At 60.7% G+C, this 13932-nt stretch carries 11 protein-coding genes; 5 read left to right on the top strand and 6 right to left on the bottom strand.

All coding sequences use genetic code 11. From position 1 onward, the window contains the following. Positions 1 to 16 precede the first annotated feature (16 nt). Complete coding sequence (locus tag ACZ5A6_RS05170; RefSeq protein WP_003512790.1) at positions 17 to 577, top strand: hypothetical protein; 561 nt, start codon at positions 17 to 19, stop codon at positions 575 to 577. Between the two features lie 14 nt (positions 578 to 591). Here the strand turns inward: ACZ5A6_RS05170 and folK are convergent, their stop codons facing one another. The 3 genes from folK to folP form a co-directional block, all read right to left on the bottom strand. Beyond that, a complete protein-coding gene (gene folK / locus ACZ5A6_RS05165; RefSeq protein ID WP_174061623.1) occupies positions 592 to 1107 on the bottom strand; it encodes a 2-amino-4-hydroxy-6-hydroxymethyldihydropteridine diphosphokinase in 516 nt (171 codons plus the stop codon). A gap of 4 nt (positions 1108 to 1111) precedes the next feature. Next, positions 1112 to 1477, bottom strand: coding sequence for a dihydroneopterin aldolase (gene folB / locus ACZ5A6_RS05160; RefSeq protein ID WP_013636000.1), 366 nt, complete (start codon positions 1475 to 1477; stop codon positions 1112 to 1114). 77 nt (positions 1478 to 1554) lie between these two features. Further along, on the bottom strand, positions 1555 to 2415 hold the full coding sequence (folP, locus tag ACZ5A6_RS05155; RefSeq protein WP_065688251.1) for a dihydropteroate synthase: 861 nt from the start codon (positions 2413 to 2415) through the stop codon (positions 1555 to 1557). A 104-nt stretch (positions 2416 to 2519) separates the two neighbouring features. Here folP and ACZ5A6_RS05150 point away from each other — a divergent pair, with 104 nt between their 5' ends. After that, entirely contained in the window at positions 2520 to 3146 is a 627-nt protein-coding gene (locus tag ACZ5A6_RS05150) for a DUF922 domain-containing Zn-dependent protease (protein WP_003512784.1), read from the top strand. Positions 3147 to 3454: 308 nt separating this feature from the next. On the opposite strand, the gene ACZ5A6_RS05145 is transcribed toward ACZ5A6_RS05150, so the two are convergent. Beyond that, positions 3455 to 3775 carry a 2Fe-2S iron-sulfur cluster-binding protein gene (locus ACZ5A6_RS05145; protein ID WP_003512782.1) on the bottom strand — a complete coding sequence of 107 codons (321 nt, stop codon included), beginning with the start codon at positions 3773 to 3775 and terminating at the stop codon, positions 3455 to 3457. A 127-nt stretch (positions 3776 to 3902) separates the two neighbouring features. Next, positions 3903 to 4271 (bottom strand): Hpt domain-containing protein, encoded by a 369-nt coding sequence (locus tag ACZ5A6_RS05140; protein WP_003512780.1) that lies wholly within the window; start codon positions 4269 to 4271, stop codon positions 3903 to 3905. Between the two features lie 479 nt (positions 4272 to 4750). On the opposite strand from ACZ5A6_RS05140, the gene ACZ5A6_RS05135 reads away from it, so the two are divergent. Beyond that, on the top strand, positions 4751 to 11302 hold the full coding sequence (locus tag ACZ5A6_RS05135) for an apolipoprotein A-IV repeat region-like domain-containing protein (protein ID WP_174061437.1): 6552 nt from the start codon (positions 4751 to 4753) through the stop codon (positions 11300 to 11302). 104 nt (positions 11303 to 11406) lie between these two features. Here ACZ5A6_RS05135 and ACZ5A6_RS05130 read toward each other — a convergent pair whose 3' ends face one another. Then, the gene (locus ACZ5A6_RS05130; RefSeq protein WP_035251764.1) at positions 11407 to 12324 is read right to left on the bottom strand and encodes a PhzF family phenazine biosynthesis protein; all 918 of its coding nucleotides are present in this window, start codon (positions 12322 to 12324) and stop codon (positions 11407 to 11409) included. 306 nt (positions 12325 to 12630) lie between these two features. On the opposite strand from ACZ5A6_RS05130, the gene ACZ5A6_RS05125 reads away from it, so the two are divergent. Beyond that, positions 12631 to 13404 (top strand): NAD kinase, encoded by a 774-nt coding sequence (locus tag ACZ5A6_RS05125; protein ID WP_003512774.1) that lies wholly within the window; start codon positions 12631 to 12633, stop codon positions 13402 to 13404. A 21-nt stretch (positions 13405 to 13425) separates the two neighbouring features. Continuing rightward, a complete protein-coding gene (locus tag ACZ5A6_RS05120; RefSeq protein ID WP_038492797.1) occupies positions 13426 to 13926 on the top strand; it encodes a hypothetical protein in 501 nt (166 codons plus the stop codon). The last annotated feature ends 6 nt before the right edge of the window (positions 13927 to 13932 follow it).

The following is a 13932-nucleotide window of genomic DNA, read 5'->3' as shown; positions in this document are numbered from 1 at the left end:
CGCCGGGGAAAGTATCATGTATTCGCGCTTCTTTTCGCTTGTGGGCGGACTTGCCGCCATATTGTCCGTCAGCGGCAGCTTCGGCCTGTCTGACGTCCATGCCGCATCGCGCGATCGCGACGACGTGTTTTTCCGTTCCGTTGCCGGAAGCTGGAAAGGTCCGGGCGAAATCGTCGCCGGCAAGTACAAGGGCACCAAGTTCACCTGCGACCTGACGGGCGAGCCACTCGACGACAAGCAGACGGGCATCAAGCTCGCCGGCACCTGCCGCGTCGGCGTCTTCAGCCAGCCCATGTCCGCGGTCATCAGCCAAAAGGGCGGCTCTTACGAGGGCAAGTTCCTCGACGGCGCCGAAGGCAAGGGACTGGACATCATTTCCGGGCAGGTCAGCGGCGACAAGGTCGTTGTGGGCATCAATCGCGCCAAGCTCAACGGTGCCATGGTCGCCCGCGTCTCGAACGACAATTCGATGAACATCACCATTTCCGTCAAGGTCGCCGACCAGATGATCCCGGTTATCGGCGTCACACTCGCGCGCGACATCGACCAGATCGCAGTCGGTTCGATCAAGCCGTAAAACCCGCGACCTTTTCAGCCATCGCCAAGCGGGAGTGTCCACCACTCCCGTTTTTCGTTTGCGCTGATGATGCCGGTTGTATCCGCCTGCCGCAGCCATTCCCGCACGGGCTTGCCCCGGACTTCGAGATCGGGTGCGATATCGGCTAGCGGCATCAGCACGAAGGCACGCTCCGTCATGCGCGGATGCGGCACTTCAATGCTTTCCGTAACGACAACATCATTACCATAGGTCAGCACGTCGATATCGATGGTGCGTGGCCCCCAGCGCTCCGTTCTGACCCGTTTCATGCCCTTTTCGATATCGAGGCACAATTGCAGCAGTGCGGGTGCTGAAAGCGAGGTTTCGACCAGCGCACAGCAATTGAAAAAATCCGCCTGGTCCGTCTTACCCCAGGGCGGCGTGCGATAAAGCCCGGAGACAGACAGCACCCGGCAATCGCCGTGTGCATCCAGTTCGCGCAAGGCTCTGGCCATTGCAGCGGCGGGGTCACCGATATTCCCGCCAAGGCCTAGTGCGGCAACTGTCATCCTGTCAGGCACGGTGTTCAACACTCACCTGCGCATAGTCGAGAATGCCGGGAACCGGCGCAGAGGGCTTGCGAACCGTGATACGCAGCCAGACAATCTGCGGATAACGCGCGCGCAGGGCCTTGGCGATATCGTTCGCGAGGGCCTCGATCAGGTAACGGCGCTGGCCGACGACGATCTTTTCGATAACGGCGAAGGCGACGCCATAATCGACGGTATTTTCGATATCGTCGGTCTCGAGCGCGTTACCCGCTTCAACCTCCATCTCGGCATCGACGAAAAAGCGCTGGCCCAGCACCTCCTCCTGCTCGAGAAGGCCATGACGGGCGAAAAAGGAACAGTTTTTCAGAATAATGGTGTAGCGGCTCATCGCATCGCCTCCATGGCGGGGTTATACCGGAATAGCCGGCCTCTTTTAAGGCATGCGGCACTCCGGCATCTATTGATCTATGCATCGGGCCTTGCCGACGCTTTGGCAAGAACCGCGTCGGCAATTGCCAGCGCATCGCGTGTTACGGCGACATTGTGCACGCGAAAAATCGCGGCACCCGCCAGCCTGAGGATCACTGTCGTCGCTGCTGTTCCGATATCGCGTTCGTGGGCCGCATCCCTGCCCGTCAGCGACCCGATGAACCGCTTGCGCGACGTCCCGGCCAGAACAGGCAGGTCAAACGCGGCAAGTTCGCCAAAGCGCGCCATCAGCTCGACATTTTCACGCTCGTCCTTGGCAAAACCGAAACCGGGATCGAGCACGATGGCGTCGCGGGCGATTCCCGCAGCTTCCGCCATCTCAAGCGAACGATTGAGGAATTCGAACTGATCCTCGATAACATCGGCGCGCTTCTGCCTGTCGCGCCCGGTATGCATGATGCAGACGCCCGCGCGCGCGGCGGCAACCACGCCCGCCATGTTCCCGTCCTTCTGCAGGCCGAAAACATCGTTGACGATATGGGCACCCGCCTCGATCGCCAGCCTTGCAGTGGATGCGCGGTAGGTGTCGACGGAAATCAGAACATCCGTCTCGCGACGGAGCCGTTCGATAACCGGCAGCACGCGATCCTGTTCCTCACCCTCGGTCACCTCGGCCGCGCCCGGGCGGGTGGATTCGCCGCCGATATCAATGATATCCGCCCCCTCCTCAACACAGGTCAGGGCATGGGAAAAAGCCGCATCAACGGCAAGATAACGGCCGCCATCCGAAAAGGAATCGGGCGTCGCATTGACGATGGCCATAATACGGCCACGTCCATCAAGTTTCAGGGAGCGACCATGGGCCGCTTGCCACACATTGCTGCCGGCTGTTATCACGTAACACGCGCCTTTCGGGAATAACGGAGTGTTATGCCAATTCTTATAAGTTCCGCTCCGCCTATGCAGCAAACGTTTTTCAAGTTCAACCGGAAGGCCGGGTTATGACCATATCTTCACGTGCTCTTTGCGCCGTTTTCGCTGGCGCATTAGCCCTTTCCATGCCCGGATCGGCCTTTTCCGAAACCATCGTCAGCAAGACCTATTCCTATTTTTCGATCAGCGGTAAAACCGCCGCTGACCTCGACAAGCAGCTTTCCAAGCATGGCCCGCTGACGCGCAACACCGGCGCACGCCATCCCGGTGCCACCGAGATCAAATTCGGCGGCGAACTCACCTATGTCGAGAAAAACGGCATGTGCAGCGTTGGAAGCACCAAGGTGTTGCTGAACACCCGTATTCTCCTGCCGCAATGGAAAAACCGCCGCCGCACCACGGCGGAACTGGCCTTCATCTGGGATACGTTGCTTGCAGATATCAAGCGCCACGAGGAACGGCACGCGGAAATCGCCCGCACCCATGCCCGCTCGCTCGAAAGGCAACTGACGGCGCTTCGTCCGCAAAAAGACTGTGAAACGCTACAGGCAATGGTCGGCAAGATCACCCAGACCGTCATGGACGAGCACGACAAGGATCAGTTGCGGTTCGATATCGTGGAATCCAAAAACTTCGACGCGCGCATGACCCGGCTTTTGAAGAACCGGATCGAACAGGGCCAGAACCGGCGCTGAGCCGCCTTTCCGCCCATACTCCCCTGGACGCGAAACGCAACGCTAACATGACGTTACGTCATGTTCGATATCACCCGTGACTTCTCGTCATGGTGCGGTCAACGAGACTCATTGTAGCTTGTTCACATGGTTTTTAACGGTGGTGATCCGCAGGGGTCCGGCGTTCGAAACCACCTCCGGTTCTCCCGGTGCGCACTTGAGGCTCGCAGGTGTTTCCTCCCTCGCTTGCATGCTGCGTACCCGCCTCGCCCCGCTCCCCGCTAACAGGTGAGCGGGGCTTTTTCTGTGGCGTATAATGCGGCTTGCCGTCAGCCCTGACGTTCGGGAACGTGAACGACAAGGCCGTCAAGCTCGTCCTTCATCTTGATCTGACAGGAAAGACGCGAGGTCGGGCGTACTTCGAATGCGAAGTCCAGCATGTCCTCTTCCATCGGCTCGGGTCCGCCGACACGTTCCGCCCATGCGTCATCCACATAGACATGACAGGTCGCACAGGCACAGGCGCCGCCGCATTCCGCATCGATGCCGGGTATGGAGTTGCGCACGGCATTCTCCATGACGGTGGAACCGTTGCTTACGTCGAGTTCATGGGGCGTGCCGTCAAAGGCAACAATGGTCAGTTTTGTCATGCCGGAGATCCAAAATGGTGTCTAAGAACTGTTCTAAACAAACACATAGAAAGGCCGGTTCGCCTTGGCAACCCGCTTCTCGCAGGCGCCAAGCGCAACCGGCCCTGTAAAACAGACTGGATTCGCCTTAGCGGCAGAGCTTGAGGATGAAATTTTCCGCTTCGACAATCGCTGCCGCAAGTCTGGCTACGGCCGCGCTATCGTTGCCCTTGTCCTCCACTGCCGCCGCCGCCGTGGAAACGGTGGAGGCACCAACCGCCTGCGCGGCCCCCTTCAGACGATGAGCAGTTGCCTTGACGGTCTTGTCGTCAGCGCCGGCCATTTCATGCAGAGCAGCACGGGCGTTACGGCTGAAGAGTTGCAGCACCTCGATTTCAAGTTCCTTGTCGCCCATCGTCTGGCGGGCGAGATGTTCGAAATCGATTGGTCTTGTCGCGGCGGCCGGCGCACCACCAAAATTATCCGGAGCTTCGAAAGCAATACTGACGGCTGCCATATCTGAAATTCCTTTGTCTCGCCGTTTCCTGTTTCGTGTCACATCTGTGTCGTATTTACGCATTGAAGCCGGTGCTATCAGCTTAAATTACGGCGTGACGCGGGCGAAAATCTTCTGCTATGGTTAATTTATGTTAAACTTATGCGAAACAAGGCGTTCAGCGTGAAACTCAGGTTTAAAAACTGTTAAAAAGCCGACACTTCGCTGCTGCGGCAAACCCGCATTAATTGTTTCGAACACCTAAATGTGTCACTACGGTACTGCCGTTCCGACGAGGCTTATGCTCAAGCTTTGTTATTCCGGCACAGTGATGTAATTTCGCCCGAAAGCTGGACCACCAGCAATTCGGGATTGGTAATGGCGGAATTGTTCTCTTTAACGGGATAATGTTCCGCTGGCATGATGGCGGCAGTCCATTTGCGGGTCGCAGATGGTCAAACGGCATGAAGCCGGGCGTATGTGTAACGAGGCGTAACCGCATGGCGAATAACAAGATCAGCGACTCTGTCGACGAGACTGCATTTCAGGCGTTGGAAGACGCCCTGCAGCTTGGTGCTTTCGAAGACAAGCCGGAATCGCGGAAGACGACAGCGCCAAAGCAGCCGGAGGCCAGATTGAAGGAAGCAAGCAGACAGACCCCTGCTCCCGAGGCCGCGCGCGCGCCTGCCGAACAGGCGCCCAGATCCCCCAATCTGGAAGCTGCCAACGACGGCTCCAAGCGCAGCCCGGCCATGATCCTGAAATCGCTCGAAGGCGGCTCCATCGGCGGCGCGCTCAGAAACGCGACGATCATGTCGGTGATCTGGGCGCTCGGCGGCCTCGGCATCGCGCATCTTATCTACGGCAGTGCACTCTGGAACATCGGCTCGGTTGCCGATCTCGCCGCAATACCTGGGCTGATGGCGATCGTCGTCGGCATCGTCGTTCCGATCATGCTGTTCTTTGCCTTCGCGATCATGATGGCGCGTGCCCGCGATCTGCGCAACGCTGCCCGGTCGATGGCAGAAGTCGCCCTTCGTCTTGCTGAACCCGAAACTGTCGCCTCCGACCGGATCATGTCCGTCGGCCAGGCGGTTCGCCGAGAAGTCTCGGCCATGAACGACGGCATCGAGCGCACCATTGCCCGCGCGACGGAACTCGAAACGCTCGTCCATTCTGAAGTCAACGCGCTTGAGCGCAGCTATGCAGACAATGAACTGCGCGTGCGCAGCCTCGTGCAGGAACTGAGCGCCGAGCGTGACGCCATCGTCAACCATGCGGAGCGCATCCGCTCCTCCATTGTCGGCGCGCAGGAACAGATCAAGGAAGAGCTTTCAATCGTCGGCGAAGAGCTTTCGATGCGGCTTTCCACCACCGGCGAGGCCTTCGCCTCGATGATCGACACACGCTCGGCCGCGCTGCTCGAAAAATCGCGCGCCTCGACCGAGGCGATGGGCAGCCTGATTGCCGCCAAGACCGAAAACCTGCTTCAGGCACTGAATTCCTCGGGCGCAACGCTATCGAGCGAATTCGACATGCGTCTGCACAACCTCACCTCGACGCTGGACGAGCGCGGCGAAGTGCTGCTGGAACGCTTCGCGATCCACGCCTCGACGCTGGACAGCGGCGCGGAGAGCCTCAACAGCGCACTCGAGGAACGCACCCGCCAGCTTAACGAGACCCTTTCCACCCGCACGCTCGAACTCAACCGCAATATCGATCGCGGCCAGCAGATCATCGGCGGTTCGCTGGATAACGTGCTCGACAAGCTGTCCACGACGCTTGAAGAAAAAGGCCTGTCCTTCCGCCAGAGCCTGCAAAGCACGGCTGATGACGCGATCATGGATCTCGATCTTCGCTCCGGCCTCTATGAAGAACGCCTGCAGGCGACGGTCGGCCAGGTCAACTCCGCCTTCGACGAACATGTGGCGGATTTCGCCAGTGCCTTCGACCAGCGCGCCGGCAGCCTGGACAGCAAGCTGATGGAGAGCCTCGCCCGGATCAACGAAACCGTTGCCGGCGGCTCCGAAGCCCTCGACACCATGCTGACCAGCGGACTTGAGCGCATCGGCAACACCATGACCGATCAGTCGCTTGCACTTGCAACCGCACTGGGCACCGGCCAGGAAATGCTCGAAAGCGCGCTTGAGACCCGTACCCGCGCGTTCAGCGACGCAATCGGCCAGCGCACCGCTGAAATCACCGATGCCTTCACCAATTCGCACGAGAAGATCGACGGCGTGCTGGCGGAGCGCAGCAATGCCCTGTTTGGCGCGCTTTCGGCAAGCCAGGACCGTTTCGACGAGGCGCTTGCAAGCCGTTCGCTGGCAATTACCGGCTCGGTCTCCGGCACGGCGGAACGTCTAGCCGCGATGCTTGAGGAGCGTGCAGCCGCAATCAACAGCGTCGTTGCCGATGTCGAGCGCCGTCTTTCGGAAACGCTCGAAACCCGCGCCGCCGCCATCACCGGCGCCGTTTCCGGCATAGAGGACCGCATTTCCGATACGCTGGAAAGCCGCACGGCTGCCCTGCACGACGTCGTATCCGGTGCGGAAAACCGTATTTCCGAGACGCTGGATGGCCGCACGGCCGCTCTTTCCAGCGCCATTTCCGGCGTCGAGGAACGCATCGCCGACACGATGGACAGCCGCACGCTGTCGCTCGACATGACCTTCGCCAATGTCGAGGAGAGGCTGTCGGAAACGCTCGACAACCGTACCTCCGCTCTGTCCGGCATTGTGGCAAGTGCCGAAGAGAGGATTGCGGGCGCACTCGACAGCCGCACGTCCACCTTCGGCGACGTGGTTGCCGGTGCCGAGAGCCGTATCGCGGAAACGCTTGATGGTCGCACGGCAGCACTCAACGCCGTCGTTTCGGGGGCTGAAGAACGCATTGCGGATGCACTCGACAGCCGCACCATGGCGCTCGACATGGCGTTTTCCGGCGCCGAGGAAAAAATTACCGAAGCACTCGATACCCGCACCGCCGTCCTTGGCGAATTGGTGGCCGGTGCCGAGACCCGTATCGCGGAAACGCTCGATGGCCGCACGGCAGCGCTTAACGCCGTCGTCTCCGGCGTTGAAGAACGCATTGCGGATGCACTCGACAGCCGCACCATGGCATTTGACATGGCGTTTTCCGGCGCAGAGGAAAAAATTACCGAAGCGCTCGATACCCGCACCGCCGTTCTTGGCGAATTGGTGGCCGGTGCCGAGACCCGCATTGCCAGCGCACTTGACAGCCGCACGGCTTCGCTCAAAAATGTCGTATCCGGCGCGGAAGAGCGGATCACGGACGTGCTCGACAGCCGCACCATGGCGCTCGACCTGAGCTTCTCCGGTGTCGAGGAAAAGATCGCCGACATCCTCGACGGACGCACTGCTGCGCTTCACTCGGCGGTTTCCGGGGTCGAAGATCGTATTGCCGATGCCCTGGACAGCCGCACTGCCGCCCTTTCCGGCATTGTCTCCAGTGCGGAAGAACGCATCGCGGACGCGATCGACAGCCGCACCATGGCGCTCGACATGACGATTTCCGGCGTTGAGGAGCGTATCTCCGAGGCGATGGATGCCAGAACCGCATCACTGTCGCTCGCGGCCGCAGGCGTCGGCCAGCGACTGGAATCGACGGCTTTCACGCTTGAAAACGCACTCGCCAGCGGCCACGAGCGGCTGGAGACCATGCTCGGTTCGCAGGCCGAACGCATTGCCGGCTCGCTTGAGCGCAATAGCGGCCTGATCGAGCAGAGCGTCTCCGGCGCGGCCAGCCGCATCGAAAGCGTCGTGGAAGACGGCAGCAGCCGTTTTGCGCAGACGGTGGAAGAAGGCGTCTCCCGCCTCGAAAACAACCTCTCGCAATCGCATGAAGACATCCGTACCGCGCTCGAGCAGCGCCAGGCGGATATCGCCGCGACGTTGAGCTCAGCCACGACCCAGATGGGCGACATGCTCTCCGACCAGGCGATGATGATCGGCACCACCGTTGCATCCAGCGCCAGCATGCTCGAACTCTCGCTCGAAACCCAGCAGGAGACGTTGCAGAAGGCCATAGACGGCAGTGCAGCCACGCTGGAACAGCGTCTTCGCAACAGCGCCGGCGATATTGCCGTCAAGATCGGTGAGGCCGCCCGCGAAATTGGCGGTGCGACCGATGCTCTCTCCTCGCGGATCGAAACCTCGATCGGAAGCGTCACGGGCAGGCTCGACGAGACCGGCACCCGCATCGAGACTTCGCTCGGAGCGCTGCAGGAGCGTGTGTCGAGCGATCTCGGCAACGTCAACACGTCGATCGAGGATGCCGGACGTCGCTTTGCCGACGCGCTGGAAGACAAGACAGCCGCCTTCGCCCGCACCAGCGACGATGCTGCTCAACGTATCACCGGCATTCTGGACGAGCAGACGATACGGGTTGCCGACACCTTCGAAAGCCGCACCAGCCGTCTGGCAGAAACCTTCGATGCCGGTTCGGCCCGCATCGATGAACGCCTCGGCACCATGGACCGCGCGCTGACGATCGGCCTCGAAAACGTCAACCGCACCATCGAAGGCAAGGCGAGCGAACTCGCGGTCGGCCTGCGTGGGGCGGTCATTTCCGCCACCCAGAGCATCGACGAAGAAGCCGTTCGTTCCACTGCCCTGCTTGCGAAAACCGGCTCGGAATTCGCCGAACAGGTGCAGGCGCAGAATGACGCCTTCACCAAGGCGATCGAAGAACGCTCCGGCGAGATCGTCAACCGCATCTCGGATGCACAGACGCGCCTGTCCGGCCAGGCGGCAGCCGTCGCCCAGACCTTCTCCGAGGCGGGCAACATCATCGTCAACAAGGTTGCCGAGGCCGAAGCGGTCGTGCGCTCGCAGGTGGGCGTCATTTCCGAGACCCTGACCGGTGTCGAATCCGCTCTCGATGCGCGCGGCGAATCCATCCGCTCGGCGCTGGACAACCGCACTCGCGAACTCAACTCGATGCTGGCCAGCCGTTCTGCTGAACTGTCGCGCCTGATCGAAGAGAAGGCAAAGCCTGTCGTCGACGAATACGCCACCATCGGTCGCGAAGCCGCAGAAAAGATCGTCTCCGCCGCCCAGCAGAGCGCCGAACTTCTGTCGCAGAGCAACAGCGGCATGGTCGGCATGGTTGAACAGGCGATCAGCGATTATGCCAATGCCGGAAGCGAGGCAGCAAGCAAGCTTGTCGCGGCAACCCGCCAGAGCACGGACATGCTGTCGCAGACGCATACGGCCATGGCCGACGCCGTCGAAGAAGGTATCGACAAATACACCCGCACGGGAAGCGATGTGGCAAACAAGCTTGTCGCCGCCACGCGCCAGAGCACGGATATGCTGTCGCAGACCCATAACAGCATGGCCGAAATCGTCGAAAAGTCGGCAAACAACTTCAACTCTGCGGTTGAGCGCGCCGCGCAGGAATTCGGCACGGCCGACGAAGCGTTGAACGCATCGGCCACCCGCTTCTCCGAATCCGCCTCGCAGGCCGCCGACATGGTGTCCAGCTCCAGCCGTCTGCTCGAAGGAAAGATCGATCGTCTGTCGAATATTTCCGGCCAGACACTGGCGCAGGTTGCCGGCATCGTCGGACGTTTCGAGGAACATTCGAAGGTTCTGAGCCAGGCGTCCGAACTGCTCAATGCCGCGCAGTCGAGCCTTGTCGGTACGCTGGAAGAGCGTCAGGATGCACTTCGCAGCCTGTCTGTCGGACTAGTCAAGCGTTCCGAGGAAATCGAAACCGCCATGCGCGGCGTCGTCAGCGTGGTGGAAACCACGCTCAACGAGGCCGAGGAGCGTTCGCAGAACGTCGCCGGCAACCTGCGTGACAATCTGCAGGCATCCTTCTCCGATATCGGCCGTTCGCTCGACGAGACGGAACAGCGCGCCCGCTCGGCAGCACAGACCATGCGGGGCGCCCTGCTCGCCGCTGGTCAGGATGCCAGCCGTTCGATCGAGAGCACGCTTTCCGACGCGCAGAAATATTCCGACGAGCTGGTCAACCGCCTGCGTGGCGGTGTCGAATCCTCGCTTTCGGAAGTCGACAACCTGCTCGGCAGTGCCTCGGAAAAATCCAATGCCGCCGCCGCCAACCTCAAGGAAACGCTGCGTCAGGCAGTTGAGGAAGCTGTCAGCCGTTTTGCCGGCGCGACGGACGAAATCCGCCGCTCCAGCCACGATATCCGCCGCGAGCTGGATGCTACCCGTGCCGAACTGAAGCGCGGCGCGTTCGACCTGCCGGAAGAGGCCAAGGAAAGCGCCGCAGCGATGCGCCGCGCCGTTTCCGAGCAGATCAAGGCCCTGCAGGATATTTCCCAGCTTGTCGGTCGCTCGACCCAACAAATGGAAGTTTCCGAACCCGTCGCCCGCGCCATTGCAGCGACCCAGCCTGCCGCTGAACGCCGTGTCGAAGCGCGTCCGCAGCCGGCAGCAGCCACGCCGGCACAGCCACCACGCCCGGCTCAGCCGCAGCCGGCAGCCGCACCCGCCTTGCGTGGCACCCTGCCGCTTGAGAACCGCCAGGTCGAAAACCGTCAGGCGCCTGCCCCGTCCCAGGCGGCTGCGGCGCCTGCCGCACGCCGCGAAGAAGGCGGTGGCTGGATCAGCGATCTTCTGCGCGGTGCCTCGCAGGAATCGGCCGCCGCTTCCGCACCCCGCGCAAGCGGCGATCAGCAGCCGACCCGTGCTGCCGATACCCGCAATCCGCGTCACATGGTGGAATCGCTGAACTCGCTGTCCGTCGACATCGCCCGCGCGATCGACCACGATGCGTCGGTGGAACTGTGGCGCCGGTACCAGCGCGGCGAACGTGACGTCTTCACCCGTCGCCTCTATACGCTTAAGGGCCAGACGACGTTTGACGAGATCAAGCGCAAATACGAGCGGGAGGCCGAATTCCGCACCGCCGTGGACCGCTACATCACCGATTTCGAAAAGCTGCTCGCTGATGTCGCCCGCACGGACCGTGACCGGACAGTCACCCAGTCCTACCTCACCTCCGATACCGGCAAGGTCTACACGATGCTTGCCCATGCGGCGGGTCGGTTCAACTGATCTCTGGTTAAGACCAGAAACAATAAAACCCCGGTCATGGCCGGGGTTTTTCGTTTTGGTCGGCAGGTAGCTTTTCGACTGTAGTTCAGTCGCTCACGTTGAAATCAGATCTCGAACGTACCCGATGCTACACGGACCGCGTGGCCACCGATGCGGGCGCGGGCGATTTCGTTGTCCTTGATGTCCATGCGCAGATGGATGTGGGAAGGACGTTCCATCTCCACGCCCTGCTCTATCAAGAGCGGATAGTGACCGTCTGTCAGGCCGTCGAAATGATGGATTGCGCCAGAAAGGGCGGCGGCGGCGGAACCGGTGGCGGGGTCTTCCGAAATCCCCATTTCCGGGGAAAACATGCGGGCATGGAACTTTGCTGCGTGATTGACGCCGCCGCGACAGTAGATATAGGCCGCCGTCAGGCGCCCCTCCACCAGCGGTGCGGTGCGCAGCCAGAGATTGGCGTCGAAATCCATTTCGCTGATAGCGGCAATATTGTGCAGCGGCACGAGCAGGAACGGCACACCGGCCGTCCAGATCGACGGTACGTGGTTCTCAAAGCCTAGATGGCCTTCGCTCACGCCCAGCGCATCGGCAAGTGCGGTATGATCGAGCGGCAGGGTGACGCGGGACGATTTGCGCGGGAGGTCGAATTCGGCGAAGCTGACCGCACCGGCGCGCATTTTCACCGCACAGCGGACCGGCCCCACCTTTTCCTCCAGCACACAGACCATATCGATATCGTCGTCACCTTCATTGCGATTGCGCTCGGCTATCGCGATCGCCGCGCCAACAGTCGGGTGGCCCGCGAAAGGCAACTCGCCCGAAGGCGTGAAGATACGCAGCGAAGCCGCGTGGGCCGGATTGCCCGAGCGGTTGACGAAAACGGTCTCGGAGAGGTTCATTTCTCTGGCTATCGCCTGCATCGTCACTTGGTCGAGGCCATCCGCGTCATACATGACCGCCAGCGGATTTCCCGCCATTTTGGTCTCGGTAAAGACATCGTAGATATTGTAATTCAGCACCACGCCCGTCTCCTGCCACTCGCCGTTCCGCTTGTTTCGCGCAAGTTGCCTCACGTCGCGCCGCATCGCAACCCTTGTCGAAGGCCGGAAACCAAGAAGCTGTGGACCGCACGCGGGCAAACCCGCCTGCTGCGAACGCCTGTCCGCCGGAAAGGCCTTGTCGCCTGCTGCCGTCTTCATGTACCAAGGATGCGTCTTGTGGCTTGCGATCGACCGTTTTATCGACGTTTGGAGATTGTGAGCTGCTTCAACAGGTTACAGCATCGTCCGCATATCGATTCCGGTATGCGTCGTTGCCGAGGGAAGCGAATGTCGCATTCTAACTGTTCACTATCCTTCGTGGCCTCCGCAACCGAGGAGGCGCAGAGGGCGCTGGAGGAGCTGAAAGGCGCTTACGGCAACACGCCCTTCGACGAGGCGGAAGTGATCGTGGCGCTCGGCGGCGATGGCTTCATGCTGCAAATTCTCAACGAAACGATGAATTCCGGCAAGCGGGTCTATGGCATGAACCGGGGATCGGTTGGCTTTCTGATGAACGACTACCGGGTAGACGGCCTGGTCGAGCGTATTGCGGTTGCGACCGGCAATGATTTTCATCCGCTGCGCATGACGACGACGGATTCCGACGGCGATGAATTTACGGCACTTGCCATGAACGAGGTCAGCCTGTTCCGGCAATCGCATCAGGCCGCCAAGCTACGTGTCGAGGTGGACGGCAAGACGCGGCTTGAAGAGTTGATTTGCGACGGCATGATGGTTGCGACACCGGCAGGATCGACAGCTTATAACTTCTCAGCCCATGGACCGATCCTGCCGTTGGAATCACCGCTGCTGGCGCTCACACCCGTCAGCGCCTTCCGGCCAAGGCGTTGGCGCGGCGCACTTTTGCCCAACAAAGTGACGGTCGATATTCACGTTCTGGAGCGCGACAAGCGTCCGGTGAACGCGGTCGCCGACCATACGGAGGTGAAATCCGTACGGCATGTGCGGATTGCGCAATCGCAGGACAGGACGGCCAGAATTCTCTCGGACCCGGACCGTTCATGGTCAGACCGCGTACTCGCCGAACAATTCAACAATTGACGCCAACCACTGATGATGGCCATGCCCCTGAAAAAACCTCTTCTCGCCGCCCTGATTTTCGCCGCCACAGCGCTTCCCGTGCGGGCGCAAACGGAGGCCATAGACAACTTGCCGGTATCGGCGATCTTCGTTGTCAGCAGCGGCATGTGGGAAGAGCATAATCTTGAGCCGGTGAAAGGTCCTGACGGCCAATTGCGTCCGCCGCCAGCGACACCCACACGCGGTTATTACAAGGTGGTTGCAATCCGCCAGGGCGATGGCACCGCTAAAGTCTATCTGCAGCGCATCGCCACTACCGCAAACGGACCGAACCTTCTCGAAAACATCGAGCTGGAAGAGTTCAGCCAGATGAAGTCCTACGTCACGGATATTCGGCCCGAAAGCTCAAACGGTGCGTCGGCCTCGCCCGGCCTGTTCGTGACCGTCTATCTGAAAACCGATCCGCAGATCAGGGAAGCGGAAAGCTGGACGATCCTGATCGACGAACTCGGCGAGATGAAGATCGAAAAGGCCTCGAACTGAGGGCAA

Source organism: Agrobacterium sp. 6Ca8 (assembly GCF_055382765.1).
This window is presented reverse-complemented; position numbering and strand designations above follow the sequence as displayed.